The following is a 25,872-nucleotide window of genomic DNA, read 5'->3' as shown; positions in this document are numbered from 1 at the left end:
CGTGTTCGGGGGGGATCGGCGGGTTGGGGTGACGGCGGGCCGGCCGGGTGCCGCGTGGAGCCCCTACCCGGGCGGGTGGGGGCTCCACGCGTGGGGGCGGGTGGCCGTCAGCCGTTGCCCGAGAGGTCGATCGACTTCGTGCGCTCGGCCTTGGTCTTGCCGCGCAGCGCGTCGCGCATGACGAAGGCGACGTCGTCGGCGGAGACCTGGTGCTTGGTGCCGTCGCCCTTGGTGATCATGACGCCGTCGAAGACGCCGTCGAGGAGCTCGTCGATCGCCTTCTTGTCGTAGACCTCGACCAGGCGCCCGTCGACGGCCTTCATGGAGAGGATCTTCGGCAGCGATCGGTTCGGGCCGAAGTCGATCTTCTTGCCGCCGGCCTCGATGGTGATGATGCCGGACATGGCGGGCCGGGCGAACTCCTCCATGGCCCGGTCCAGCTCGGCCTTGGTGATGGTCGGCTGGCGGGTGACGACGGGGAGCTCGACGGTCTTGGTGAGACCGGTCTGGACCTGGGCCCGGTAGGCGTCCTTGACCGAGATCATGGCGCGCTGGACGTCGATGCCCTTGCCGGGCTTGCCCTCGACCGGGGTGGCCTTGCCCGGGGAGAAGAGGATGGTGCCCTCGGTGACCGAGCCGGAGCTGCCGGAGAGGTCGGTGAGGGCGACGGCCAGCTTCTCCTCGTCGATCGGGAAGACCGGCTGGGCGACGCGCTCGCCGCCGAACAGGGAGCCGATGACGGAGACCGGGTTGTAGTCGCTGCCGGAGGCGGCGCGCACGGTCTCCTGGGTGTCCAGGGCGAGGCCGGCCTTGTCCGGGGCGAGTTCGACCTTCTTGCCGCCGACGCTGAGCTGGAGCGGGGCGTCGGCGCGCTTGCCGAGCGCCGCGTCGAGCTTCGCGACGGCCTCCTCCTTCGTGCCGCCGCCGACGTCGACGCCGAGCACGGTGGTGCCCTTGGGGACGTCGGAGTGGTTGAGGAGCAGTCCCGCGCCGTAGGCCACGCCGGCGAGGCCGACGACGCCGACGCAGGCCAGGACGAGCTTGGAGCGCTTCTTCACGGGCTTGGCCGTGGACGCCGGGGTCGGGCGCGGGGCGGCCGGGGCGGGGGCCGGGGCCGGGGCCGGGGTCGGGGCCTCGTCGCGCTCGGGGAGACGCGGCGTCAGGTCCGGGCCGTCGGGCCGGCCGAAGGGCACGCCGCTGTTCAGGGTGGCGCCGGAGACGTTGCCGCCGCCACCGGTCAGCGGTCCGGTGACCGGGCCCGGGACGGGCGCCGGGGGCTGCGGGGTGAGGACCGCGGTGTCGTCGGACAGGCGAGGCGCGCCGTCCGCGTACACCGGACCGGCACCGGGCTGGCCCGCGCCGGGCTGGCCCGCACCGAGCCGGCCCGCGCCCGTCTGACCGCCCTGGGGGCCCTGAGGCTGACCGCCCCGCGGGCCACCCGGCCGTCCGCCCTGCGGCTGACCGCCACGGGGCGCGCCGCCGCGCGGCCGGCCCGGGGCCGCGACCATGCTGCTGCCGCCCGTGACGGGGCCGGTGGTGGGGCCGGCGGGGGCCGCGGGGCCGCCGAGGACGGGCGTGCCGGCGGCCGGCGTGTGGCCGGGGCCGTCGTCGTACAGCGGGTTGGCGGGCGCGGCGGCCGTCGGGTCGATGACGGGGCTGCCGTGCGCGGGCGTCTGCTGGGGGCCACCGGTCGGCAGGGTGACGATCGGCATGCTCTGGGTGGTGCCGGCGCCGGACGGGACGCCGTCGGAGGCGGAGCCGGTGAAGCCGGGGGCGCCGGTGGACGCCGAGGGGCCCGCGCCGAGGGCGCGGGGGCCCGCGGGGGCCGCCGGGGCGGGCGCGGGCTTCGGCGCGGGAGCGGCGGGCGCGGGCGCTGCCGGGGAGGACTTGCGCGGGGCGAACCAGTCGCTGGCCGGCTTCTCCTCCACCGCGGCCGGCTCCGGCTCGGCGGCCGGCTCCGGACGGACGGGCTCGGGCTCGGGCCGTACGCCGGAGGCGATGCGCTCGACGTCGGCGGCGCGCGCGGCGGCGACGGCCCGGTCGTCGACGGGGGTGCCGCCCTCGCCGACCGGCTTGCGGACGACGACGGGCGGGATCGGCCGCGAACCCGGGATGTTGATCCGGATCCGGGTGGTCAGCGTGGTTTCCGTCTTGGGCTCCTCCGGCAGCGCGCCGGCGGCGTCCTCGGCGCCCTCCTGGCCGGGGCGGAACCCGTACGGCGGAGTGCCCGAGGGGTACGCGGCCCCGCCGCGCCCCTGGGCACCGGAGGACGAACGGTCTGTCTCTCGACCAGTTTCACGACTCAAAGCAGGATCTCCCGGTTGACTCCGCCGCCCGCTCTTGCTGACGCTCGTGGTGATCCGGGCGGTCGGCGGCGCGCACCACCATACTGGCCGCCGCCGATCCGCACCCGACCCGGCGTGGATCCGCCATGGGCAATCCGGCCGAAGTCAAGACACTCCCCCGTCATTTCGGCCACGACCAACTCGGCCTTTTCGCAGGGGTGGTCGCGGGGTCGCTCACACGGTCGGCGGGGCCAGCCGACTCATGGTGGCGCACATCACAGCGACGGCCATGCCGCCGAGCAGGAACACCATCTCGCCGAGCCCGCCTCCGAACAGGCCGTCGCCTTCCGGGCGTCCGAAGCTGAGCAGCACGATGGCGACCAGCCAGCCGGCGCCCGCCGCGGCGACGCCGAGCTGGTTGCCGGTGGCGCGCCGGCCGGCGTAGAAGACGGCGGCCGTGGCGAGCAGGGCGAGGAGCAAACCGGCGGGGAACCAGGCGGCTTGGACGAGCGAGCCGGCGGCGCCGACGAGGGCGCCGACGACGAACAGCCCCGCGTACCAGGCATATCGGGCGCCCGCGCTGATGCCGCCGCTGACGCCGCTCATTCGCCCGCTCCGGTCCCGATGGCCCCGTCGGCCCCGGCGAGCCCGGCGAACAGGTCGGTCTCGCGTTCGCCCGCGGGCGCGCCCGACTCGCCCCGCACCAGCTCGTAGTACTCGGTGGTCTGGATGGGCTGGCCCAGGTTGTTGGAGAGGGCGAAGAAGGGCCCGTCGACGGCGATCTGGGTGGCGTGGACGGCCATGGCGGCCGTCTTGCGGGCCGCGTGCGCGGTCCCGCCGGCGATCTCCGTGGTGATCCGGGACGGGTCGACGACGCCGGGCAGGTCGTCGATCTCGGCCGCGGCCGGGAAGACGGAGCCCTCGGCGCTCAGCCGCGCGAAGCCGGCCTCGGCGACCGGGCGCGGGATCCGGTTCCAGTAGATCTTGGCGATGGTGTGGGCGGGGCCGAGGTCCGGGCGGTACGCGGGGTCGGCGGCGAGCTCGGCGGCGCGCATGGCGACCCGGTGGGCCTGGATGTGGTCGGGGTGGCCGTAGCCGCCGTCGGGGTCGTAGGTGACGAGGACCTGAGGGCGGGTCTCGCGGACGATCTCGACGAGGTACGGGGCGGCCGCGTCGACGTCGGTGTTCCAGAAGGCGCCCGGGCGGTGGTTCTGCTCCGCGCCCATCATCCCGGAGTCGCGGAAGCGTCCGGGGCCGCCGAGGAAGCGGTGGTCGGTGACGCCCAGCTCCTTCATGGCGGCGGCGAGTTCGCCGGCGCGGTACTCGCCGAGCCGGTCCTCCCGGTCGGGCGCGAGGTGGGCGAGCTCGGGCGGGATGACCTCGCCCTCCTCGCCCAGGGTGCAGGTCACCAGGGTCACGAGGGCGCCCTCGGCCGCGTACCTGGCCATGGTGGCGCCGTTGTTGATCGACTCGTCGTCCGGGTGCGCGTGCACGAGGAGCAGACGACGGGCTGGGAGATCCGTCATGGCCCCACCCTACGAGGCGGGACCACGCGGAAGCCCACAGGTCAGAACTTGAGGCCGCCGATCATGCTCGCCACGTTCGTCGTGAGCGTGCTGATCGAGGGGGCGATGGAGGAGCTGGCCAGGTAGAAGCCCAGGAGCGCGCAGACCGCGGCGTGCCCGGCCTTGAGCCCGGATTTCCGGATCAGCAGGAAGACGACGATCGCCAGCAGCACCACCACCGAGATCGAGAGTGCCACGGCGGTTCACCTCCACACTTCTTCGGTCGGACGTTCGGTTGGCCGTTCGATTGGCATGTGCCCGATGGATGCTTACCCACCTAGCGCTACGGATCATAACTATCCGTGCCATCGCATCGATCGGTGTACGGGGGCATGAGGGGGCGCACGGACGCTAGTTTCGGTCACATGACTTCGTCTCACGAACAGATCTCGTTTCCTCGCCAGTACGCCAGGACACAGCGGTTCACTCTGGGCGCACCGCGTGCGTTCAGCGTGTCGCCGGACGGTGAGCGGGTGGTGTTCGTGCGCTCCGGTTCGGGGACGGACCGGACGCACGGGCTGTGGGTGCTCGACCTGAGGGAGGGCGTGGAGCGGCTCGCGGCGGACCCGGAGGCGCTGCTCGCGGGCGCGGCCGAGGAGTTGTCGCCGGAGGAGCGGGCGCGCCGGGAGCGCGTCAGGGAGGGCTCCGCGGGGGTCGTGGGCTACGCGGTGGACGGGGCCGTGGAGTTGGCGGCGTTCGCGCTGTCGGGCCGGCTCTTCGCGGCGGAGCTGCGGGCGGGCACGGCCCGCGAACTGCCGGTGCCGGGCCCGGTGATCGACCCGCGGCCGTCGCCGGACGGGCGTTTCGTGGCGTACGCGGCGGGCGGGGCGCTGCGGGTGACCGGGGCGGACGGGACGGGTGACCGGGCGCTCGCGGAGCCGGATCCGGCGACGGAGGCGGACGGCGTCACGTACGGGCTCGCGGAGTTCGCGGCCTCGGAGGAGATGGCCCGTACCCGGGGCTTCTGGTGGGGGCCGGACTCGGACCGGCTCCTGGTCGCGCGGGTGGACGAGCGGCCGGTGAAGCGCTGGTGGATCGCGGATCCGGCGCATCCCGGACGGGAGCCGCAGCGGGTCGCCTACCCGGCGGCGGGGACGGCGAACGCGGAAGTCCGGCTCTTCGTCGTGGATCTGTCCGGAAACCGCACCGAGGTCTTGTGGGACCGGGGCACCTTCCCGTATCTGGGCCGGGTCCACTGGTCGTCGGAGGGCGCTCCGCTGCTGCTCGTGCAGGCGCGGGACCAGCGGACGCAGGCGTATCTGGCGGTCGACCCGGAGTCGGGGGCGACGACGACGGTGCGCGTGGACGAGGACCCGGCATGGCTGGAACTCTTCGCCGGGGTGCCGGCCTGGACGGCGGACGGGCGGCTCGTGCGGATCACGGACGAGGACGGGGTGCGCGCGCTCGCGGTCGGCGACCGGGTGCTGACGGACGCCCGGCTGCACGTACGGGCGGTGCTCGACGTCGGTGCGGAGGATGTCCTGATCTCGGCGTCGGCGGGAGAGGCGGCCGGGTCGGACGGGCCGGACGGGTCGGCCGGGTCGGACGGACCTTCGGGGACCGGTGAGATCCATGTGTACCGGGTGAGCGAACGGGGCGTGGAGCGGGTCTCCGAGGCGCCCGGCGTGCACGCGGCCGCGCGGTCCGGCGCGGTCATGGTGCTGTCCTCGGCCCGGCCGGACGCGCCGGGGAGCGTGGCGCGGGTGCTGCGGGACGGCAAGCAGCTGGCCGAGGTCGTCTCGTACGCGCAGCGGCCGGTGCTCTCGGCGCGGGCGCGGCTGGTCGAGGCGGGCGAGCGGCGGATCCCGTGCGCGGTGCTGCTGCCCTCGTGGTGGTCGGCGGGCGACGGGCCGCTGCCGGTGCTCATGGATCCGTACGGCGGTCCGCACGGGCAGCGGGTGCTCGCCGCGCACAACGCGCATCTGACCTCGCAGTGGTTCGCCGAGCAGGGCTTCGCGGTGGTGGTGGCGGACGGGCGCGGCGTGCCGGGCCGCTCCCCCGCCTGGGAGAAGGCGGTCCGCGACCGGCTCACGCTGGCGCTCGACGACCAGGTGGCCGCCCTTGAGGCGCTCGCCGCCGACTTCCCGCTGGACCTGGGGCGGGTGGCGATCCGCGGCTGGTCCTTCGGCGGCTATCTCGCGGGGCTCGCGGCGCTGCGGCGGCCGGACGTGTTCCACGCGGCCGTGGTGGGCGCGCCGGTGACGGACTGGCGGCTGTACGACACCCACTACACCGAGCGCTATCTGGGCCTGCCGGACGAGCAGGAGTCCGTCTACGCGGCGAACTCCCTGGTCACGGACGCCGGCCTAGTGGACGCGCGGGAGCCGGCCCGGCCGATGATGATCGTGCACGGCCTCGCCGACGACAACGTGGTGGCCGCGCACACCCTGCGCCTCTCCTCCGCGCTGCTCGCGGCCGGCCGGCCGCACGAGGTGCTGCCGCTGTCGGGCGTCACGCACATGACGCCGCAGGAGCAGGTGGCGGAGAACCTGCTGCTGCTCCAGGTGGACTTCCTCAAGCGGGCGCTGGGTCTCGGCTAGAGGGTGTCCGGCCCTGATCCGCCGGACAGGCCCCAGGGGGAGGGGTCACCAGCCGGGCGGGCGGTGGGCGGGCGGGGCCGGCGGGAGGGCGGCGACGGGGCGGTAGGGGACCCGGCGGGGCTGCCAGGAACGGCCGAGGAGCACGAGCACCGCGAGCCCGGCGAGCAGCGCGTAGCCGGCGGCGAGGTCGTACAGGCGGGCGTAGAGGTCCGGTTCCGGCACGAGCGGTGGCCGGCCGGACCGCAGCGCCGTGGCGACCCCGCCGGCTCCGGCGCCGGCCAGGAGCAGTCCGCCGATCAGGCCGAGCGGCCGGGTGTGCCGGGCCCGCGCGAAGGCGCTGCCGGCGGCGGCGAGGAGGAGCAGGACGAGGACGGCGTCGAGCCAGCCGGGCGGTACGGCGAGGGAGGGCAGGAGCAGGGCGGGCGCGCCGGTGAAGCGGCTGATCGTGTACTCGGGCGGCAGGAGCGCGGCCCAACGCGCCTCCCAGGCCGCCCACATCAGTCCGCCGCCCGCGCACAGGATCCCGGCGGCGACGGCGGGTCCGGTACGGGGCCGGGCGGGCGCCCGGTCAGCCCCGTCGCCGCTCGCACCGTTCCGGCCCGTGCCCTCCCGGCCCGTGCCCTCTCGGCCCGCGCCCTCCCGGCCGGCGGCCGCGGTGACGGCGAGTCCGGTGGCGAGCCCGAGGCTCAGCAGTGTGGTGACGAGCGCCTCCACTCCGGAGGCCCACAGGCCGGGCAGGCGCAGCGCGAGCGTGGTGACTCCGGTGACGGCGAGCGCGGGTCCGGCGAGCGGGGAGCGCAGGGCGGTGACGGCGGTGACGGCGTACGCGACGAGCAGGAGCGGGTCGACGAACGAGGTCGCCGTGGTGCCGTGCACCCGGACGGTGGGGTCGCCCGCCCAGTAGCGGAGGAGTTCGGGGGTCGGGCCGAAGGTCGCGAGGTCGCGCAGCAGCCAGACTACGAGGACGAGCGCGAGCGCGCCGCACAGGGCGGCGCCGGTGAGACGTGCCGTACGTGTCACAGTCACGGAGCCGATACTCACGGTTGCCGACGACCGAAACAAGGAGTTCCGCATAGCCGGGGGCATATGCGTCACGTCGATGCGGGCGGGGTGGTCAACCGGGGCGACATCGTGCGCCCCGGTTGACCGAACGGCACCCGCACGGCCGTACTGGATACAGGATCCGGAGTCCGTATATCGGATCCGATTCCATCAAGTTGCCTCCGCGTTAAGGCGCTTCGGGTTCCTCCGGCGGCACCACCGTCTTCTCCTCCGCGAAGTGGCACGCCGAGTCGTGCTTCGCCGGGCTGTCCGTCAGCCGGAACTCCGCGGGGACCGCGAGCAGCGGGACCTCCAGTGCGCACCGCTCCCGCGCCTTCCAGCACCTCGTACGGAAGCGGCAGCCGGACGGGATGTTGGCCGGTGAGGGGACGTCGCCGGCCAGGAGGATGCGCTCGCGGTGCTCGCGCGCCTCCGGGTCGGGCACCGGGACCGCCGACAGCAACGCCTGGGTGTAGGGATGCGTCGGGTGCTCGTAGATCTCCGCATCGGATCCGATCTCCACGATCCGGCCCAGATACATGACCCCGACCCGGTCGGAGATGTGCCGCACGATGGACAGGTCGTGCGCGATGAAGACGTAAGACAGCTTGAACTCGTCCTGCAGCCGCGCCAGGAGGTTGACGACCTGCGCCTGCACGGAGACGTCGAGCGCCGACACCGGCTCGTCCGCGACGATGATCTCGGGCTGCAGCGCCAGTCCCCGCGCGATGCCGATGCGCTGGCGCTGGCCGCCGGAGAACTGGTGCGGATAGCGGTTGATGTACTCGGGGTTGAGGCCCACGACGTCGAGCAGGTCCTGCACCTTGCGGCGGCGCGAGCCCTTGGGCGCGACCTCCGGGTGGATCTCGTACGGCTCGCCGATGATGTCGCCGACCGTCATGCGCGGGTTCAGGGAGGTGTACGGGTCCTGGAACACCATCTGGATGTTGCGGCGCACGGCCTTCAGCGCCCGCGGCGACAGCTTGGTGATGTCCTCGCCCTTGTACGAGATGGAGCCGGAGGTCGGCGTCTCCAGGTTGACCAGCATCTTCGCGACCGTCGACTTGCCGCAGCCGGACTCGCCGACGATGCCGAGGGTCTCGCCGGTGGCGAGGTCGAAGTCGACGCCGTCGACCGCGCGGACCGCGCCGACCTGCTTCTTGAAGAGGATGCCCTGGGTCAGCGGATAGTGCTTGACCAGGTCGCGGACCTGGAGAATCGCCTCAGCCATGGAGGCACTCCTTCCAGAAGTGGCAGGCGCTGGAACGGGGTACGGGCGATTCGGTGACGTCGTACAGCGGCGGGACGTCGGTGCGGCACACGTCCTGGGCGAGCGGGCAGCGCGGGTGGAAGGCGCAGCCCGGCGGGATCTTCAGCAGGTTGGGCGGCAGGCCCTTGATCGCGTAGAGCTCCTGGCCCTTCTGGTCGAGCCGCGGGATCGACTCGAGCAGGCCCCTGGTGTAGGGGTGGGCGGGGGCCTTGTAGATCTCGTGGACGGGTGCCTGTTCGACGATCCGGCCCGCGTACATCACGGCGATCTTGTCCGCGACGTCGGCGACGACGCCGAGGTCGTGGGTGATGAGGATGAGGCCCATGTTGTACTCGCGCTGCAGCTCCGCGAGCAGGTCCATGACCTGGGCCTGGACGGTGACGTCGAGCGCCGTGGTGGGCTCGTCCGCGATGATCAGGTCCGGCTCGAGGGCGAGCGCCATCGCGATCATGATGCGCTGGCGCATGCCGCCGGAGAACTGGTGCGGATACTGCCCGACGCGCTCCTTGGCGGCGGGGATGCGCACCCGGTCCATCAGCTCGACGGCCTTGGCGCGGGCGTCCTTCTTCGACATCCCCTGGTGGACCCGGAACATCTCGCCGAGCTGTTCGCCGACGCTGAGCACCGGGTTGAGGGAGGACAGGGCGTCCTGGAAGATCATCGCCATCCTGGCGCCGCGGATCTTCCGCCGGTCGTCCTCCTTGAGCTTCAGCAGGTCCTGGTCCTGGAACAGGATCTCGCCCCCGCTGATCTTCCCGGGGGGCGTGTCGAGGATGCCCATGATCGCCTGCGCGGTCACGGACTTGCCGGAGCCGGACTCGCCGAGCACGGCGAGCGTCTCGCCGGCGTCGACGGAGTAGTTGACGCCGTTGACCGCCTTGGCCACCCCTTCCCGGGTGTGGAACTCCACGTGCAGATCGCGCACTTCGAGCAGCATGGTCGGCTACCTCAGCTTGGGGTCGAGGGCGTCGCGCACCGCGTCGCCGAGCATGATGAAGGCGAGCACCGTGATGGCGAGCGCGCCGGCCGGCCAGAGCAGCATGTGCGGCGCGTTGCGGACGTACTGGCTCGCCGAGGAGATGTCGATGCCCCAGGAGACGGTCGGCGGCTTCAGGCCGACGCCGAGGTACGACAGGGTCGCCTCCAGGGCGATGTAGGTGCCGAGCGCGATGGTCGCGACGACGATCACGGGGGCGACCGCGTTGGGCGTGATGTGCCGCAGCATCATCCGGGAGTTGGAGGCGCCGAGGGCCCGGGCGGCCTGGACGTAGTCGTTCTGTTTGGCGGTGATGACGGAGCCGCGGGCGATGCGGGAGACCTGCGGCCAGCCGAGCAGCACCATGAAGCCGATGACGGGCCAGACGGTGGAGCTGGTCACCACGGACAGCAGGACGAGGCCGCCGAGGACGACGGGGATGGCGAAGAAGACGTCGGTGAGCCGGGAGAGGATGCCGTCCCAGGCGCCGCCGAAGAAGCCGGCGAGCCCGCCGAGGACGCTGCCGAGCAGCGCGACGCCGAGGGTGGCGAGGACGCCGACGGTGACGGAGGTGCGGGCGCCGTAGACGACCCGGGTGTAGACGTCGCAGCCCTGGCCGTTGAAGCCGAAGGGGTGGCCGGGCTGGGAGCCCTCCTGGGCCTTGGAGAGGTCGCAGTCGAGGGGGTCTCCGGAGGCGATGAGCGAGGGCCAGATGGAGATGACGACCAGGAAGAGGATGACCAGCGCCGAGATGATGAAGACGGGGTTGCGGCGCAGGTCGTGCCAGGCGTCGGACCACAGCGAGCGCGGCTTCTTGTCGGGGCCGCCCTCGGGGCCGTCCAGAGCCCGTCCGCCGGAGGCGGCTGATGGACTCTGTTCCAGGGTCTCCGCGTCGGCGGTACCGAAGTCGGACGCGCCTCCGGCACCGGTCGAGGCCACGGCACGTCCTTCCTCGCCGTACGACTCCAGCGGCTCAAAGGGCTCAGGCATAGCGAATCCTCGGGTCGAGTACGGCGTACAGGAGGTCGACCAGCAGGTTGGCCAGGAGGAACACCAGGACGAGGACGGTCACGAAGCCGACGACGGTCTGGGTGTTCTGGCGGACGATGCCCTGGTACAGCTGGTAGCCCACGCCGTGGATGTTGAAGATCCGTTCGGTGACGATGGCGCCGCCCATGAGCGCGCCGATGTCGGCGCCGATGAAGGTCACCACGGGGATGAGGCTGTTGCGCAGCAGGTGACGGGTGATGACCCGGCGGCGCGGCAGGCCCTTGGCGACGGCCGTACGGACGTAGTCGGCGCGCTTGTTCTCGGCGATCGAGGTCCGGGTGAGCCGGGTGACGTACGCGAGCGAGACGGAGGCGAGGACGAGTCCAGGGACGATGAGTTCGCTGAACGGCGCCTCGGGCGAGACCGCCGGTTTGATCCAGCCCCACTCCACGCCGAGCAGGTACTGGATGAGCAGACCGGTGACGAAGGTGGGCACGGAGAGGACCACCAGGGTCAGCAGCAGGACGGTGGTGTCGACGGGGCGGCCGCGCTTGAGGCCGGTGACGACGCCGAGGGTGATGCCGATGACGATCTCGAAGAGGATGGCGACGACGGTCAGCCGGATGGTGACGGGGAAGGCGTCGGCCATCAGCTCGGTGACCGGCTGGCCGTTGAAGGCGGTGCCGAAGTCGCCGGTGAAGACGTTGCCCATGTAGGTCAGGTATTGCTGCCAGACGGGCTTGTCGAGGCCGAACTCCTTCTTCAGCTGGGCGGCGGTCGCCGGATCGCACTGGCGCTCGCCGCACAGGCCCGCGATGGGGTCGCCCATCACGTTCACCATCAGGAAGATCAGCAGGGTGGCGCCGATGAAGACCGGGATCATCTGCAGCAGCCGCCGGATCACGTATCGACCCACGGGGGCCTCCAAAGGTGGGGAATCCGGGACGGGCGGGCGGGAGGAAGGAGCACGGCCCGGCGCGGGCGGAGGGCCGCGGGCCGGGCCGTACGCCGTCGGCCTGCTACGGCGTCACTTGACCTTGATCTCGTTGTAGACCGGGACGCTGAAGGGGTTCAGAGCCACGTTCTCGACCCGGTCCGAGTAGCCGGCGCTGCCGTTCTGGTACCAGAGCGGGATGGCGCCCATGTCGTTCTTGAGGACGCCCTCGGCCTGCTGGAAGAGTCCGACGGCCTTGGCGATGTCGGACTCGGCGTTGGCCTGGTTGACGAGCTTGTCGAACTGCGGGTTGGAGTACTTGCCGTCGTTGGACGAGGCGCCCGTGTAGTACAGCGGCTGCAGGAAGTTCTGGATCAGCGGGTAGTCCATCTGCCAGCCGGCCCGGAAGGGCCCGTTGAGCTTGGACTGGGTGACCTGGTTGCGGAAGTCGGCGAAGGTGCCGACGGGGTTGCCGACGCACGCCTTGTTGTTGCCGAGGGAACGGTTGATGGAGTTGCAGACGGCGTCCACCCACTCCTTGTGGGAGCCGGTGTCGGCGTTGTACGAGATCTTCATCGTGCCGCCGGGGATGCCGCCGCCCTCGGCGACGAGCTTCTTGGCCTCGGTGGGGTTGTACGAACAGAAGTCGCCGCAGACGTCCTTGTAGCCGCCCTTCTCGCCGAGGACGGGCGAGGTCCAGTCCTTGGCGGGGGTGCGGGTCTTGTTGAAGATCGTGTCGGTGATCTGCGTGCGGTCGATGGCCATGGACAGGCCCTGGCGCAGCTTGTTCTGGTTGGGCTTGTTCCACGCGGGGTCGTAGAACGGGAAGGCGATGGTCTGGATGATGCCGGCCGGGGTGTTGATGTAGCGGTCGCCGAGGTCGGCCGAGACGTTCTTGAGCTGCGAGGCGGGGATGTCGTCGACGAGGTCGAGGTTGCCGGCCGTCAGGTCGGTGTAGGCGGTGTTGTTGTCGGTGTAGACCTTGAGGGTGATGCCGCCGTTCTGGGCCTTGTCGTCGCCGGGGTAGCCGTCCCACTTCTTGAGGACCATCTGGGAGCCCCGGGAGTAGGAGTCCACGGTGTAGGGGCCGTTGCCGATGGGCTTGGCGAGCCAGCCGGCGTGGTCGTCGTAGAAGGCCTGGGGCAGCGGCGAGAAGGCCGCGTAGCCGAGGGTGTCGGGGAAGGTCGAGAACTTCTGCGTCAGCTTGACGGTGAAGGTCGTGTCGTTGACGACCTTCAGGCCGGACAGGGTGGTGGCGGTCGGCGAGCCCTTGTCGGGGTGGACCTTGTCGTAGCCCTCGATGTAGCCGAAGAAGTAGGCGTTCTTCTGGTTGTTCTTCAGGCCGGCGCCGTAGTTCCAGGCGTCGACGAAGGACTTGGCGGTGACCTTCTCGCCGTTGGAGAAGGTCCAGCCGTCCTTGAGGGTGATGGTGAAGTTGACCGAGTCGGTGGTCGTGATCTTGTCGGCGACCGCGTTCTCGGCAGCGCCGGTCTTCGGGTTGTAACGCTTGAGCCCGCGGAAGATCATGTCGAGGACCTTGCCGCCCTGGACCTCGTTGGTGTTCGCCGGTTCCAGCGGGTTCTGCGGGTCGCCCCACGAGGAGGTCACGACGCCGTTCGCGCCCCCGCCGCCGCCACCGCTGTCGCCGCCGCCGCAGGCGGTCGCCGCGAGGGCGACGGCGGTGGCCAGAGCGGCCCACTTGGCGTGCGTGGCTCCGCGCATGGAGTGCCTCCCGAATGTCCTGATGCTGACTTAGGCCCCAATATCACCTGATATTGACGGGAGTGCACTTTTACGGCGTCCGGATGAACCGGCCGCCGAACCGGCCGCCGAACCGACCACCGAACCGGCCGTCGAACCGACCACCGAACCGGCCGCCGAACGCACAGGGCCCCGGCACCCTCCGTGGGGGTGCCGGGGCCCTGTGGGGCACCGGTGGATCAGACGGGCAGAACCGTCTTCTCCTCGGCGAAGTGGCACGCGGACTCGTGCGCGGCCGGGGTGTCCTGACCCCGGAAGCGCTCCGGGACGGCCAGCAGCGGGACCTCGGTGGAGCAGATGTCCTGCGCCTTCCAGCAGCGGGTGCGGAAGCGGCAGCCCGACGGCGGGTTGGCCGGCGAGGGCACGTCACCGGTGAGGATGATCCGCTCGCGGTTCTCGCGGGCGTCCGGGTCCGGCACCGGCACCGCGGAGAGCAGTGCCTGGGTGTACGGGTGCGTCGGGTGGTCGTAGATCTCGGTGTCCGTACCGATCTCGGCGATCTTGCCGAGGTACATGACGCCGACGCGGTCCGAGATGTGCCGGACGATCGACAGGTCGTGCGCGATGAAGATGTAGGAGAGGTTGAACTCGTCCTGCAGCTTCTCCATCAGGTTGATGACCTGCGCCTGGACGGAGACGTCCAGGGCCGAGACCGGCTCGTCGCAGATGATGATCTCCGGGTTGAGCGCGAGACCGCGGGCGATGCCGATGCGCTGGCGCTGACCGCCGGAGAACTGGTGCGGGTAGCGGTTGATGTACTCGGGGTTCAGACCGACGACGTCGAGCAGCTCCTGCACCTTGCGGCGCCGGTCGCCCCTCGGGGCCACCTCGGGGTGGATGTCGAAGGTCTCGCCGATGATGTCGCCGACCGTCATGCGCGGGTTCAGCGAGGTGTACGGGTCCTGGAACACCATCTGGATGTTCCGGCGCACGGCCTTGAGGGCGCGGCCGGACAGCTTGGTGATGTCCTGGCCCTTGTAGAAGACCTCGCCCGCGGTGGCCCGCTCCAGGTTCATCAGGAGCTTGGCGACCGTGGACTTGCCACAGCCGGACTCGCCCACGATGCCGAGGGTCTCGCCCTGGTAGAGGTCGAAGGAGACCCCGTCCACGGCCTTGACCGCACCGACCTGCTTCTTGAAGAGGATGCCCTGGGTCAGCGGGAAGTGCTTCTTCAGGTCGCGGACCTGGAGGATCGGCTCCCCGCGCTTGGCCGGGGCCTCGATCGCGGCCACGGCCGCCTCCTCGGAGGCGCCCTCGGCCTTGTCGTTCTTGGTGGTCTCAGCCATGGATCGTCTCCTTCCAGAAGTGGCAGGCGCTCTTGCGGCCCGGCAGCTCGCCGCCGTCCTGCTCGGTGACCGGCACCAGGGCCGGGATCTCCGTGTGGCAGATGTCCGTGGCCTTGGGGCAGCGCGGGTTGAAGGCGCAGCCCGACGGGATCTTCAGCAGGTTGGGCGGCAGGCCCTTGATCGCGTAGAGCTCCTGGCCCTTCTGGTCCAGGCGCGGGATCGAGTCGAGCAGACCGCGGGTGTACGGGTGCGCCGGGCGCTTGTAGAGCTCGTGCACCGGCGCCTGCTCGACGATCCGGCCCGCGTACATCACGGCGATCTTGTCCGCGACGTCGGCGACGACGCCGAGGTCGTGGGTGATCAGGATGAGGCCCATGTTGTACTCGCGCTGCAGCTCCGCGAGCAGGTCCATGACCTGGGCCTGGACCGTCACGTCGAGCGCCGTGGTGGGCTCGTCCGCGATGATCAGGTCCGGCTCAAGGGCGAGCGCCATGGCGATCATGATGCGCTGGCGCATACCGCCGGAGAACTGGTGCGGGTAGTCGCTGACCCGGGCCTTGGCGGCGGGGATCTTGACCTTGTCCATCAGCTCGACGGCCTTGGCCGTGGCGTCCTTCTTGGACAGGCCGTGGTGCACCCGGAACATCTCGCCGAGCTGGTAGCCGACGCTGAGGACCGGGTTCAGGGAGGACAGTGCGTCCTGGAAGATCATCGCGATCTTGCGGCCGCGGATCTTCCGGCGCTCCTCGTAGGACATCTTGAGCATGTCCTGGCCGCGGAACAGGATCTCGCCCTGCGGGATCTTGCCGGGCGGCATGTCGAGGATGCCCATGATCGCCTGCGCGGTCACGGACTTGCCGGAGCCGGACTCGCCGAGCACGGCGAGCGTCTCGCCGGCGTCGACGGAGTAGTTGACGCCGTTGACCGCCTTGGCCACACCGTCGCGGGTGTGGAACTCGACGTGCAGGTCACGGACTTCGAGGAGCGGACCGGTGTGGTCGGCGCCGTCGCGCGGCGCGGGTACGGCCGCGGTCTTGTCGATGGTGCTCACGTGTACGCCCTCCTCAGCGCATCTTGGGGTCGAGGGCGTTGCGGACGGCTTCGCCGAGCATGATGAACGCCAGGACGGTGATGCTCAGCATGATCGACGGCCACAGCAGGATGTGCGGGGCAACGCGGATCTGGTCGACGGCGGTGGAGATGTCGACACCCCACGAGACGGTCGGCGAGGCGAAGCCGAGACCCAGGTAGGACAGGGTCGCCTCGGCGGAGATGTAGCCGCCGAGCGAGATGGTCGCGACGACGATCACCGGCGCCATGGCGTTCGGCAGGATGTGCTTGAACAGGATCCGGCCGGTGCCGGCACCGAGCGCCTTGGCGGCGTGCACGTAGTCGGACTGCTTCACGGTGATCACGGCACCGCGCATGACGCGGGCCATCTGCGTCCAGCCGAGGAAGGCCAGCGCGCCGACGACGACCATCACGGTGCGGTCCTCGAAGGACTGCAGGACGACCATGGCGCCGAGCAGGAACGGGATGCCGAAGAAGATGTCGGTGATGCGGGAGAGGATCGCGTCCCAGATGCCACCGAAGTAGCCGGCGAGCATGCCCATGAGGCCGCCGACGACGGTGACGATCAGGGTGACGCAGACGCCGACGATGATCGAGGCACGGGTGCCGTGGATCATGCGGGCGTACACGGAGCGGCCCTGGCCGTCGTAGCCGAGCCAGTCGGGCTGGCCGACGTTGCCGAGGTCCGGCTGGCCCAGGTAGTGCTTCACCAGGTCACCGGCGGTCGGCGAGGCGCTGGTGAAGACGCTCGGGAAGGCGGCGACCGTCAGCAGGAAGAGGATCAGCACCGACGAGACGATGAAGTACGGGTTGCGGCGCAGGTCGCGCCAGGCGTCGCCCCACAGGGAACGGGCCTTCTCCTGCTTCGCCGGGGCCGCGGTCTCGGACGGTGCCGGAGCGGCGACGGCGTCCTCGACGGCGGAGGCGGTCTTGGTCACGTCAGGCATACCGGATCCTCGGGTCCAGGACCGCGTACAGCAGGTCGATGAGCAGGCTGGTGACGAGGTAGACGATCACCAGGATGGTGACGAGGCCGACCAGGGTCGTGCCCTCGCGGCGGGAGATCGACTCGGCGATCAGGCCACCGACGCCCTTGATGTTGAAGATCTTCTCGGTGACGACCGCGCCGCCCATGAGCGCGCCGATGTCGGTGCCGAGGAAGGTGATGACCGGGATCATCGAGTTGCGCATCAGGTGGACACCGATGATGCGGCGCTTCGGCAGACCCTTGGCGATGGCCGTGCGCATGTAGTCGGCGCGCAGGTTCTCCGCCATCGTGGTGCGGGTCAGTCGGGTCACGTACGCGAGGGAGAGACCGCCGAGGACGATCGCCGGGGCGATCAGCTCGGACCACTGCACGTCGTTGCTGACGTTCGGGGCGATCCACTCCAGGTTGAAGGCGAACACCATCTTGATGATGAAGCCGAGCACGAAGACCGGGATCGAGATGATCAGCAGGGTGAAGATCAGGATCGCGTTGTCGGCGAGCTTGCCGGCCTTCAGGCCACCGATGACGCCGAGGCCGATGCCGAAGATGAGCTCGAACGCGAAGGCCAGGCAGGCCAGTTGGAGCGTGACGGGGAACGCGTCTCCAAGGACCTCGGTGACCGGGCGACCGTTGCGGATCTGGTTGCCGAAGTCCAGGTGCAGGATCATGTCCCGCATATAGACGAAGTACTGCTCCGGCAGCGACTTGTCGAGACCCAGCTCATGACGCTTGGCGGCGAGGGTCGCGGGATCCGCGCCCTTGTCACCGAACATCGCCAGCACGGGATCACCGGGCAGGCTGTGCACCATGAGGAAGATCAGCAGGGTTGTCCCGAGGAAGACCGGGATCATCTGGAGCAGTCGTCGTGCGACATAGCGCCCCATCATGCCTCCGTTGAGATGTGACGGCCGCAGCCGACGGGCCCTCCCTCGACAGCATGCCCGTTTCCGGGCATGCCGATGTCGTGGAAGGGCCCCCCAGCCACTGCGTAAGGCGCCGGGACGCGGAGTGACGTTCGTGACCGGGTGGGTGACGAGCCGTCAACTCCGCGTTTCGGCGAGCGGACTACGCTTGGGTGATTACTTCTTGACCTCGACGCCGGTCAGGATCGGGTCGCCGTCCTGGCCGTACGCCACGCCGGTCACCTTCTCCGAGTAGCCCGCGTTGACCTTGTAGTACCAGAGCGGGATCGACGGCATGTAGTTGACCAGGTCCTTCTCGATGGCCTGGTACGCCTTGACCGACTCGTCGAGGGTCTTGGCCCCGTCGGCGGCCGCGATCTTGGCGTCCAGCTCCTTGTTGGAGAAGTCGCCCTGGTTGCCGCCCGCACCCGTACGGAACAGGTCCGAGATGAAGTTGGCGTTCACCGGGTAGTCGAGCACCCAGCCGGAGCGGTACAGGGACTTGACCTGCTTGGTCTTACGGGCCGTCAGGTCGGCCTGGAAGTCCGGCTTGCCGTCACCGACGCACTGGACGCCGGTCGCCTGCTGGATGGAGTTGCAGACGGCCTCCACCCACTCCTTGTGACCACCATCCGCGTTGTACTGGATGGAGATCTTGTTGTTCGGGACGCCACCGCCGGCCTTGATGAGCTCCTTGGCCTTGGCGGGGTCGAACTTGGTGACGTCGCCGGCCGCGTTCTCCTGGAAGCCCAGGACACCCTTGGCGACCCAGCCGGTGGCGGGCTCGCGGGTGCCGTTGAGCACCGTCTTGGTGATGGTGGCGCGGTCGATCGCCATGGACAGACCCTGGATGACGCGCGGGTCGACCTGCTTCGGCTTCTTCCACTGGTCGGCGTAGAAGGCGACGGCGATGGTCTGGATGGCCGAGTACGGCTGGTCCACGGCGCGGTCGCCGAGGTCCTGGCGGTAGACCGGCAGGTCCTTCGGGGCGAGCTGACGCAGGACGTCGACGTTGCCCGACTTCAGGTCCTCGTAGGCGGCCTCGAGGGTGGTGTAGTTCTTGAAGACCACACCGCCGTTCTTCGCCTTGTTCGGGCCCTTGTAGCCGTCGAAGCGGGTGACCTCGATCTGCTTCTTGTGGTCCCAGCTCTTGAACTTGTAGGGGCCGTTGCCGATCGGGTGCTGGCCCGCGGCCTTCGGGTCCTTGTAGAAGGACTCCGGCAGCGGCGCGAAGACGATGTAGGCGAGCTTGTGCGCGAAGTACGGAACCGGCTTCGACAGCTCGATGGTGAAGGTGTTGTCGTCGACGACCTTCAGACCGTCCAGCGTGTCGGCGGTCGGCTTGGCCTTCTCGTCCTCGGGGTGGACCTTCTCGAAGCCCTTGACGTCGGCGAACCAGGACGCGAGGCCCATGGCGTTCTTGACGTTGGCGTTCCAGTTCCACGCCTTGACGTAGGACTGGGCCGTGACCGGGGTGCCGTCGTGGAAGGTCCAGCCCGGCTTGAGCTTGACGGTCCACGTCTTCGAGTCCGTCGTGGTGACCGACTCGGCGTTGATCATCTGGAGCGAACCGTCGGCCTTGTAGTCGACCAGGTTCGCGAACAGGCCCTTCATGACCGCGGAGCCGTTCGACTCCATCGTGTCACCGGTGTACAGCGGCTTCTCCGGCTCACCGAGCTCGATCGAGAAGATCCCGTTCGGGTCGACCTTGGCCTTGGCGTCGGAGCCGCCCTCGCCACCCTTACCCCCGCCACAGGCGGTCGCTGCCAGGGCGACGACGATCGCGCCCGCTACCCACTTGGCGCTCTTGGCACCGCGCATGGGTTCCTCCTCATGAGTCCACTTTTGTCACTACAAGAGAGGCACTCCATGTGCGCTGCCGACACCCCTGACGGCGTTGCACCCAAGTGCCTCGAGTGTGCTCGTGAGTCGGCACTCCCCACAGTGCGTGACCCATTGACCCGAGCTCAATGGAGCCAACTATTAAGTACGTCCGGGCTGTAAACCACACTTAAGTGGTCTCGTTTTGACAACATCGCCAAGCCACCGAAGACCGAAATCCGGACAAAGCGAGCACAGACAGACAGCGACGAAACGGACCGTTAACACACGTTCCGGAGAGCGACGACCGATATCCGGACGTCCGCCCGCTCAAACCAACTTGACGAAAAGTTGAAAAGGGCTCGGCCCCCGCACACGGTGCGGGGGCCGAGCCCTTGAATGTGAGCTTCCGCTCTGTCAGCCGTTCATCAGCCGTTCTTGGCGCGCGACGCGGCGCGGGCGCGCTCGCGCTGGTCCAGGTTCACCTTGCGGATGCGGACGGCCTCCGGGGTGACCTCGACGCACTCGTCGTCGCGGCAGAACTCCAGCGACTGCTCCAGCGAGAGCTTGCGCGGCGGGACGATCGCCTCGAAGGAGTCGGCGGAGGAGGAGCGCATGTTGGTGAGCTTCTTCTCCTTGGTGATGTTCACGTCCATGTCGTCGGAGCGCGAGTTCTCACCGACGATCATGCCCTCGTACACCTCGGTGCCCGGGTCCACGAAGAGGACGCCGCGCTCCTGGAGGTTGGTCATCGCGAACGCGGTGACCGCACCGGCGCGGTCGGCGACCAGGGAGCCGTTGTTACGCGTCTGCAGCGGGCCGAACCAGGGCTCGTGGCCCTCGTGGATCGAGTGGGCGATGCCCGTGCCGCGGGTCTGGGTCAGGAACTCCGTACGGAAGCCGATGAGGCCACGGGACGGAACGACGAACTCCATGCGGACCCAGCCGGAGCCGTGGTTCGACATGTTGTCCATGCGGCCCTTGCGGACACCCATGAGCTGGGTGACGGCGCCCATGTGCTCCTCGGGCACGTCGATCGTCATGCGCTCGACCGGCTCGTGGACCTTGCCGTCGACCTCGCGGGTGACGACCTGCGGCTTGCCGATGGTCAGCTCGAAGCCCTCGCGGCGCATCTGCTCGACCAGGATGGCCAGCGCCAGCTCACCGCGGCCCTGCACCTCCCAGGCGTCCGGGCGCTCGGTGTCGAGGACGCGCAGCGAGACGTTACCGATGAGCTCGCGGTCCAGGCGGTCCTTCACCTGGCGGGCGGTGACCTTGCGGTCCTTGACCGCGGCCTTGGCGTCCGCGCCCTTGCCCGTGCCGCCACGGCCGACCAGCGGGGAGGTGTTGGTGCCGATGACCATGGAGATGGCCGGCTCGTCCACCGTGATCAGCGGCAGCGCGACCGGGTTCTCGGTGTCGGCCAGGGTCTCGCCGATCATGATGTCCGGGATACCGGCGACGGCGCAGATGTCACCGGGGCCGGCGACCTCGGCCGGCTTGCGGGTGAGCGCCTCGGTCATCATCAGCTCGGTGATGCGGACGTTCTGGATCGAGCCGTCGCGCTTGATCCACGCGACCGTCTGGCCCTTGCGCAGCTCGCCCTGCTCGACGCGGAGCAGCGCGATGCGGCCGAGGAAGTTGTCGGCGTCGAGGTTGGTGACGTGGGCCTGGAGCGGCGCGCCCTCCTCGTACGACGGGGCCGGGACGTGCTCCAGGATCGTGGAGAAGAACGGCTCCAGGTTGGTGGAGTCGGCCGGGACCGTGCCGTCCTCCGGCTTGGTCAGCGAGGCGATGCCGTCGCGGCCGCAGGCGTAGACGATCGGGAACTCGATCTGGTCCTCGTCGGCGTCCAGGTCCAGGAACAGGTCGTAGGTCTCGTTGACGACCTCGTCGATCCGGGAGTCGGGGCGGTCCGTCTTGTTGATGCAGAGGATGACGGGCTTGCGCTGCTGGAGGGCCTTGCGCAGCACGAAACGGGTCTGCGGCAGCGGACCCTCGGAGGCGTCCACCAGCAGGACGACGGCGTCGACCATCGACAGACCGCGCTCGACCTCGCCACCGAAGTCGGCGTGGCCGGGGGTGTCGATGATGTTGATCGTGATCGGGGCCCCGCCGTCCTTGGGGTGGTACTTCACCGCCGTGTTCTTGGCGAGGATCGTGATGCCCTTCTCACGCTCCAGGTCGTTCGAGTCCATCATGCGGTCGTCGAGCTGCTGGTGGGCGGCGAAGGCACCGGCCTGCTTGAGCATGGCGTCGACGATGGTCGTCTTGCCGTGGTCGACGTGGGCGACGATGGCGACGTTACGGATGTCGTGGCGCGTGGGCATGGGTGGCTTGCGCTTCTCTCGGATCGTGGGAATCGGCGTCAGTTCCTCTTACGCCCGCCGGGCGGACGCGCCACGGCTATGTCCCATGGTACGGGGCCGCCGTGCAAGGGGCTTCCCCGGAGGGATCCGAGAGGGTCTACTAGGGGGTTTGCGCGCGAGCGCGGGGGTGGGGAGGGAACAGCGGGGTCCTGCTGCCGGGTCAAGGGGCGAACAAGATCCTGCCCGCCGGCGGCACCGGCGGGCAAGGAAATTGAGCTGCTTCTGAGCTTGCGATTTTGACTTTCGGCTACTTTCGAGTAATGCGCTACTTCCGCGCGTTCCGTTCCGCGCCCTGCGCCGACCCGGGCTTCTTGAAGCCGATGTCCTGATAGCGCGGGGCGGCGAAGCCGAAGGCGCCGGCGTTCACCACGTCGGACTTGGCGGCGACCAGCTGGGGGCGCTGGTAGAGCGGGATGGAGCCGGCCGCGGCCCAGATCCGGGCGTCGGCCTGGCGGACCAGGTCGCGGGCCTCCGCCTCGTCGAGGGTGGCCGCGGCCTGGTCGAAGAGCTGGTCGATGCGGTCGGTGCCGACGCGGGCGTAGTTCTGCTCGACGAGCAGCGAGCCGTCGGAGGCCGGTTCGGGCTTGGCGTAGATGGGCCGGGCGTCGGTGGCCGGGAAGGCGGTCGCGGGCCAGGAGAAGAGGGCCAGGTCGTAGTCGCCGGAGGCGATGTGGTCCTTGAAGAAGCTGTCGTCCGAGACCTTGGTCACTTCGGTACGGATCCCGACGGCGTCCAGCATCCGCACGATCCGGTCGCCGACCGCCCGCAGCGCCTCCGAGCCGGGCCCGGACGGCAGCACGAAGCGCAGGCTGAGCGCCTTGCCGTCCTTGCCGAGCGCCTGCGCGGCGGCGTCCACGGCGGCGGGGGCGGCCGGGGCGGCGCTGCCGCGCGGGGCGTAGGCGCCGGCGACCGGCTTGGCCGGGTGCGCCTCGACCTGGGACTGGGCCTCGGTCCTGCCCTGGGGCTTGCTCTCGGCCTTGCTCTCCGTCCTGCCCCGGGAGCCGACGCCGGTGTCGAGGGCCTCGGCCTGGCGGAGCAGGGCGGCGCTCTGGAGGGCGGCGGACGGGGCGGGGGCCAGGATGTTCGTGCCGCTCTCGGGGCCGGTGGCGCCGAGCTGCGGGGCGGCGGCCGGGCGGTCGCCGGGCTTGCCGTCACCGGGCTTGTCGTCACCGACGATGTAGAGGCCCTCGTCGGAGGGGTTGTCGTTCTTGTCGTCGGCCTTCTTCTCCTCGGCCTTCTTCTCCTCGGCCGTGGCTCCCTTGGCGCCCTTCTTGGCGGCCTCGCTGCCCGCCTTCGTACCGGCGGCCGGCTTCTTCAGCGCGCCGCCCGGCACCCAGCCGGCGTCGGCGAGCAGCGCCCGCGCCTCCTTGGTGTCCTGCTCGCCGAGCGCGTCGCTGCTGTCGGCGTAGGCGGGCTGGCCGAGCAGCGCCAGGTGGCTGCCCGGGGGCCTGGCCGGCAGGCCGAGCGGCTTGAGGACGGTGTCGGCCAGCTCCTGGCGGTTGATCGCGCGGGCGACCGCGCGGCGCACCCGCTCGTCGGCGAGCGGACCGGACTCCCCGTTGAGCGAGAGCTGGGTGTAGGCGGGTTCCAGGGACTTGCGGACCACGAACTTCGCGAGGCCGCCCTGCTCCGCCGCGTACCGCGCGATGGCCTGCTGGTTCTTCTCCCGGGCGGCCCGCACCTCGGCGGCCTTCTCCTCGTCGGAGCCGTTGGCGAGCGCCCAGGACTTCAGGGCGGCGGCGGGCGTGATCGCGGAGCCGGGCCCGTGGGTGAGGGCCTGCGCACCGCTGCGGCCGGCCCGGGCGTCGCGTACCGCGAGCGCGATCCGGTCGGCGGCGGAGCGGTCGATGTCGGCGAGGTCGAGCTTGCCGGCGGCGAGCGCGGTGGCCCGCTCGGCGCGTGGCACGGCGGACAGGACGAGGGAGTCGAGCTTGGCGGTCTGGCCCCACCAGCGCGGGTTGCGGACGAGGGTGACGGCTCCGGCCGTGCGGTCGATGCCCTTCAGCAGGAACGGTCCTGCGGTGGCGGCGAGGGCGGTGCGGGCGCCGTCGTTGAAGGTGTTCGGGGAGCCCGTCACCTCCTTGGGGTAGAGCGGGGAGAAGAGGGCGCGCCAGTCGGCGTACGGCTTGCCGAAGGTGACCCGGACCTCCAGGTCGTCCTTGCCGCGCTCGATCTTCTCGATCCGCTCGTAGCCGGCGTTGCGGGCCGTCCAGTAGGCGGAGTCGCGGCCGCTGAGCGCCCGCCACTGGGCGACGAAGTCGGGGGCGCCGATCTCGCGTCCGTTGCTCCACACCGCCTGCTGGTTGAGCTTGTAGAGCACGACCTGCTTGGGCTCGGTCTCGATGACCTGCGCGGACTCCAGGTAGTCCGGGTTGAGCCGGGGGCGGCCGCGCTCGTCGAGGGTGTGCAGGGCGGGCAGCACGGCGCCGGCGACGCGGGCGGTGGCGCCGTCGGCGTCGGCCTGGAAGGTGTTGAGTGTGGTGGGCAGCGCGTCGACGGCCCACCGCAGGGTTCCTCCGTCGGCGACCTTGTCGCGGGTCGCCGGGGCGTCGTCCTGGGCGGCGGCCGGCGGCTCGTCGCCGCTGTCGCCCGAGCTGCATCCGGCCAGCACGGCGAGGGCGAGCACCGCGCTGCCGAGGGTGGCGGCGGAGCGGAGGGTGCGGGAGCGGGGGCTGCGGAAGCTCGTCCTCCCGCGAGGGGCGCCGACCTGGGCCATGACTTGTACCCCTTCGTCCTGTTTCATGCCATTTGGAGATGATCACACCTATTGCTCATACACTGAAAAGGACGGAGCGGATCCGGTGACGGCGACACGGCGGCACGGCCGGCCAAGCCCACTCGTGCGGCCCAATCGCCCGACCGCCGGGGCGCTCCGGACGAGTGGAATCACGTGCACACGGCTTCACAAGCGGGATGTGACGCGCGACACTCGCGTGAGTCCCGCCCTGGCGGAGTCGCTCGCGGAAGTGAGGGCAACCATGTCCGTTCAGGACGACCTGGCGGCCGTCAAGCGCCGTCTGCAGGACCTGGAGCGCACGGTCGAGGAGCTGGAACACCGCGTCGGGACGGAACGGGCCGCGCCCCGGCCACCGTCCGGGGGCCGCGCCGAGAGCATGGTGACGATCCCTGACGCCCCGTACGACTTCGAGAAGTGGACCGGCACCGACGACGAGGGCCTGGGCGCCCCCGACCGCCACGCGCCGTAGCAGTAGGTCACCGACCGGCCGGACCCCAGGAGGCCCTGTTGGCCACAGGTACCGAACCCCCAGGAACCGGAACGGCGACGGGGGTGCGCTCTCCGGGGCGCGCCTCCCTCGCCGCTCGCCATCTGCGCACCGACCGCTGGTGGCTGGCGCCGGCCGCCACCGCCGCCGGACTGCTCGCCTTCGTCGCCTACTCGACCTGGCGGGCCTTCGCGAACGCGCACTACTACCACGCGCCCTACGTCTCGCCGTTCTACTCGCCGTGCCTCGCGGACGACTGCGTCCCGATGCGCGGCGGACCCAACTGGGCGCTCTTCGGCAGCTGGTGGGGCCTCTCCCCCGCCCTGCTGATCCTGATCTTCCCGCTCGGCTTCCGGCTGACCTGCTACTACTACCGGAAGGCGTACTACCGGGGCTTCTGGGCCTCTCCCCCGGCCTGCGCGGTCGCCGAACCGCACCGCGCGTACAGCGGCGAGACCCGCTTCCCGCTGATCCTGCAGAACGTCCACCGCTACTTCTTCTACCTGGCGCTGCCGGTCGCCGGCGTCCTCACCTACGACACCGTGCTGACCTTCCGGGACGAGCACTACGCCTGGGGGCACGCCGGTCTCGGGACGCTCGTCTTCCTCGTCAACATCGTGCTGATCTGGGCGTACACGCTCTCCTGCCACTCCTGCCGGCACATCGTCGGCGGCCGGCTGCGGCACTTCTCGAAGCATCCCGTCCGCTACCGGCTGTGGACCTGGGCGGGCCGGCTGAACCACCGCCACATGCTCCTCGCCTGGTCCTCCCTGATCAGCGTCGCGGTCTGCGACCTGTACGTGTACCTGCTCGCCACCGGCGCGTTCGACGACCCGAGGTTCTTCTGAC

At 70.4% G+C, this 25,872-nt stretch carries 20 protein-coding genes; 3 read left to right on the top strand and 17 right to left on the bottom strand.

Annotation, left to right across the window (positions count from 1 at the left end; genetic code table 11):
• Window positions 1-107: 107 nt before the first annotated feature.
• The 4 genes from ACWEJX_RS23050 to ACWEJX_RS23035 all read right to left on the bottom strand — a co-directional run bounded on the left by ACWEJX_RS23050 (window position 108) and on the right by ACWEJX_RS23035 (window position 4,047).
• Window positions 108-2,306 (bottom strand): hypothetical protein, encoded by a 2,199-nt coding sequence (locus tag ACWEJX_RS23050; protein ID WP_451609299.1) that lies wholly within the window; start codon window positions 2,304-2,306, stop codon window positions 108-110.
• Window positions 2,307-2,519: 213 nt separating this feature from the next.
• Entirely contained in the window at window positions 2,520-2,891 is a 372-nt protein-coding gene (locus ACWEJX_RS23045) for a DUF6113 family protein (protein WP_451609298.1), read from the bottom strand.
• A complete protein-coding gene (mshB, locus tag ACWEJX_RS23040) occupies window positions 2,888-3,811 on the bottom strand; it encodes an N-acetyl-1-D-myo-inositol-2-amino-2-deoxy-alpha-D-glucopyranoside deacetylase (protein ID WP_451609297.1) in 924 nt (307 codons plus the stop codon). The genes ACWEJX_RS23045 and mshB overlap by 4 nt, the downstream gene beginning before the upstream one ends.
• 41 nt (window positions 3,812-3,852) lie before the next feature.
• Window positions 3,853-4,047 (bottom strand): hypothetical protein, encoded by a 195-nt coding sequence (locus ACWEJX_RS23035; RefSeq protein ID WP_345485825.1) that lies wholly within the window; start codon window positions 4,045-4,047, stop codon window positions 3,853-3,855.
• Window positions 4,048-4,215: 168 nt separating this feature from the next.
• On the opposite strand from ACWEJX_RS23035, the gene ACWEJX_RS23030 reads away from it, so the two are divergent.
• Window positions 4,216-6,390, top strand: coding sequence for a prolyl oligopeptidase family serine peptidase (locus ACWEJX_RS23030; RefSeq protein WP_451609296.1), 2,175 nt, complete (start codon window positions 4,216-4,218; stop codon window positions 6,388-6,390).
• Between the two features lie 45 nt (window positions 6,391-6,435).
• Here ACWEJX_RS23030 and ACWEJX_RS23025 read toward each other — a convergent pair whose 3' ends face one another.
• The 13 genes from ACWEJX_RS23025 to ACWEJX_RS22965 form a co-directional block, all read right to left on the bottom strand.
• On the bottom strand, window positions 6,436-7,416 hold the full coding sequence (locus ACWEJX_RS23025; protein ID WP_451609295.1) for a hypothetical protein: 981 nt from the start codon (window positions 7,414-7,416) through the stop codon (window positions 6,436-6,438).
• 202 nt (window positions 7,417-7,618) lie between these two features.
• A complete protein-coding gene (locus ACWEJX_RS23020) occupies window positions 7,619-8,662 on the bottom strand; it encodes an ABC transporter ATP-binding protein (protein ID WP_451609294.1) in 1,044 nt (347 codons plus the stop codon).
• A complete protein-coding gene (locus ACWEJX_RS23015) occupies window positions 8,655-9,638 on the bottom strand; it encodes an ABC transporter ATP-binding protein (RefSeq protein WP_451609293.1) in 984 nt (327 codons plus the stop codon). The genes ACWEJX_RS23020 and ACWEJX_RS23015 overlap by 8 nt, the downstream gene beginning before the upstream one ends.
• A gap of 6 nt (window positions 9,639-9,644) precedes the next feature.
• Window positions 9,645-10,667: an ABC transporter permease gene (locus ACWEJX_RS23010; RefSeq protein WP_451609292.1), complete on the bottom strand. Its 1,023-nt coding sequence runs from the start codon at window positions 10,665-10,667 to the stop codon at window positions 9,645-9,647.
• Entirely contained in the window at window positions 10,660-11,583 is a 924-nt protein-coding gene (locus ACWEJX_RS23005; protein ID WP_451609291.1) for an ABC transporter permease, read from the bottom strand. The genes ACWEJX_RS23010 and ACWEJX_RS23005 overlap by 8 nt, the downstream gene beginning before the upstream one ends.
• Window positions 11,584-11,694: 111 nt before the next feature.
• Window positions 11,695-13,323: a peptide ABC transporter substrate-binding protein gene (locus ACWEJX_RS23000; RefSeq protein ID WP_451609290.1), complete on the bottom strand. Its 1,629-nt coding sequence runs from the start codon at window positions 13,321-13,323 to the stop codon at window positions 11,695-11,697.
• A gap of 218 nt (window positions 13,324-13,541) precedes the next feature.
• Complete coding sequence (locus ACWEJX_RS22995) at window positions 13,542-14,648, bottom strand: ABC transporter ATP-binding protein (protein ID WP_451609289.1); 1,107 nt, start codon at window positions 14,646-14,648, stop codon at window positions 13,542-13,544.
• A complete protein-coding gene (locus ACWEJX_RS22990; RefSeq protein WP_451609288.1) occupies window positions 14,641-15,699 on the bottom strand; it encodes an ABC transporter ATP-binding protein in 1,059 nt (352 codons plus the stop codon). The genes ACWEJX_RS22995 and ACWEJX_RS22990 overlap by 8 nt, the downstream gene beginning before the upstream one ends.
• A 13-nt stretch (window positions 15,700-15,712) precedes the next feature.
• Complete coding sequence (locus ACWEJX_RS22985) at window positions 15,713-16,666, bottom strand: ABC transporter permease (RefSeq protein WP_451609287.1); 954 nt, start codon at window positions 16,664-16,666, stop codon at window positions 15,713-15,715.
• Complete coding sequence (locus tag ACWEJX_RS22980; protein WP_451609301.1) at window positions 16,659-17,591, bottom strand: ABC transporter permease; 933 nt, start codon at window positions 17,589-17,591, stop codon at window positions 16,659-16,661. Before ACWEJX_RS22980 ends, ACWEJX_RS22985 begins: the two co-directional genes overlap by 8 nt.
• A gap of 195 nt (window positions 17,592-17,786) precedes the next feature.
• Window positions 17,787-19,430: a peptide ABC transporter substrate-binding protein gene (locus ACWEJX_RS22975; protein ID WP_451609286.1), complete on the bottom strand. Its 1,644-nt coding sequence runs from the start codon at window positions 19,428-19,430 to the stop codon at window positions 17,787-17,789.
• A gap of 428 nt (window positions 19,431-19,858) precedes the next feature.
• On the bottom strand, window positions 19,859-21,760 hold the full coding sequence (gene typA, locus ACWEJX_RS22970; protein WP_451609285.1) for a translational GTPase TypA: 1,902 nt from the start codon (window positions 21,758-21,760) through the stop codon (window positions 19,859-19,861).
• A 304-nt stretch (window positions 21,761-22,064) separates the two neighbouring features.
• Window positions 22,065-24,515 carry an ABC transporter family substrate-binding protein gene (locus ACWEJX_RS22965; RefSeq protein ID WP_451609284.1) on the bottom strand — a complete coding sequence of 817 codons (2,451 nt, stop codon included), beginning with the start codon at window positions 24,513-24,515 and terminating at the stop codon, window positions 22,065-22,067.
• Between the two features lie 262 nt (window positions 24,516-24,777).
• Between ACWEJX_RS22965 and ACWEJX_RS22960 the strand changes: the two genes are divergently transcribed.
• Window positions 24,778-25,005: a hypothetical protein gene (locus ACWEJX_RS22960; RefSeq protein ID WP_451609283.1), complete on the top strand. Its 228-nt coding sequence runs from the start codon at window positions 24,778-24,780 to the stop codon at window positions 25,003-25,005.
• A 38-nt stretch (window positions 25,006-25,043) separates the two neighbouring features.
• Window positions 25,044-25,871: a hypothetical protein gene (locus ACWEJX_RS22955; RefSeq protein ID WP_451609282.1), complete on the top strand. Its 828-nt coding sequence runs from the start codon at window positions 25,044-25,046 to the stop codon at window positions 25,869-25,871.
• Window position 25,872 lies beyond the last annotated feature (1 nt).

Source organism: Streptomyces sp. NPDC004788 (assembly GCF_053601115.1).
The sequence above is the reverse complement of the archived record's forward strand: the minus strand, read 5'-3'. Positions and strand labels throughout refer to the sequence as shown.

Coding starts and splice junctions, on each gene's coding strand:
- ACWEJX_RS23010 (WP_451609292.1), bottom strand. CDS start 10,667: ATGCCTGAGCCCTTTGAGCCGCTGGAGTCGTACGGCGAGGAAGGACGT.
- ACWEJX_RS23045 (WP_451609298.1), bottom strand. CDS start 2,891: ATGAGCGGCGTCAGCGGCGGCATCAGCGCGGGCGCCCGATATGCCTGG.
- mshB (WP_451609297.1), bottom strand. CDS start 3,811: ATGACGGATCTCCCAGCCCGTCGTCTGCTCCTCGTGCACGCGCACCCG.
- ACWEJX_RS23000 (WP_451609290.1), bottom strand. CDS start 13,323: ATGCGCGGAGCCACGCACGCCAAGTGGGCCGCTCTGGCCACCGCCGTC.
- typA (WP_451609285.1), bottom strand. CDS start 21,760: ATGCCCACGCGCCACGACATCCGTAACGTCGCCATCGTCGCCCACGTC.
- ACWEJX_RS22980 (WP_451609301.1), bottom strand. CDS start 17,591: ATGGGGCGCTATGTCGCACGACGACTGCTCCAGATGATCCCGGTCTTC.
- ACWEJX_RS22975 (WP_451609286.1), bottom strand. CDS start 19,430: ATGCGCGGTGCCAAGAGCGCCAAGTGGGTAGCGGGCGCGATCGTCGTC.
- ACWEJX_RS22965 (WP_451609284.1), bottom strand. CDS start 24,515: ATGGCCCAGGTCGGCGCCCCTCGCGGGAGGACGAGCTTCCGCAGCCCC.
- ACWEJX_RS23015 (WP_451609293.1), bottom strand. CDS start 9,638: ATGCTGCTCGAAGTGCGCGATCTGCACGTGGAGTTCCACACCCGGGAA.
- ACWEJX_RS22985 (WP_451609287.1), bottom strand. CDS start 16,666: ATGCCTGACGTGACCAAGACCGCCTCCGCCGTCGAGGACGCCGTCGCC.
- ACWEJX_RS22995 (WP_451609289.1), bottom strand. CDS start 14,648: ATGGCTGAGACCACCAAGAACGACAAGGCCGAGGGCGCCTCCGAGGAG.
- ACWEJX_RS23020 (WP_451609294.1), bottom strand. CDS start 8,662: ATGGCTGAGGCGATTCTCCAGGTCCGCGACCTGGTCAAGCACTATCCG.
- ACWEJX_RS22960 (WP_451609283.1), top strand. CDS start 24,778: ATGTCCGTTCAGGACGACCTGGCGGCCGTCAAGCGCCGTCTGCAGGAC.
- ACWEJX_RS23030 (WP_451609296.1), top strand. CDS start 4,216: ATGACTTCGTCTCACGAACAGATCTCGTTTCCTCGCCAGTACGCCAGG.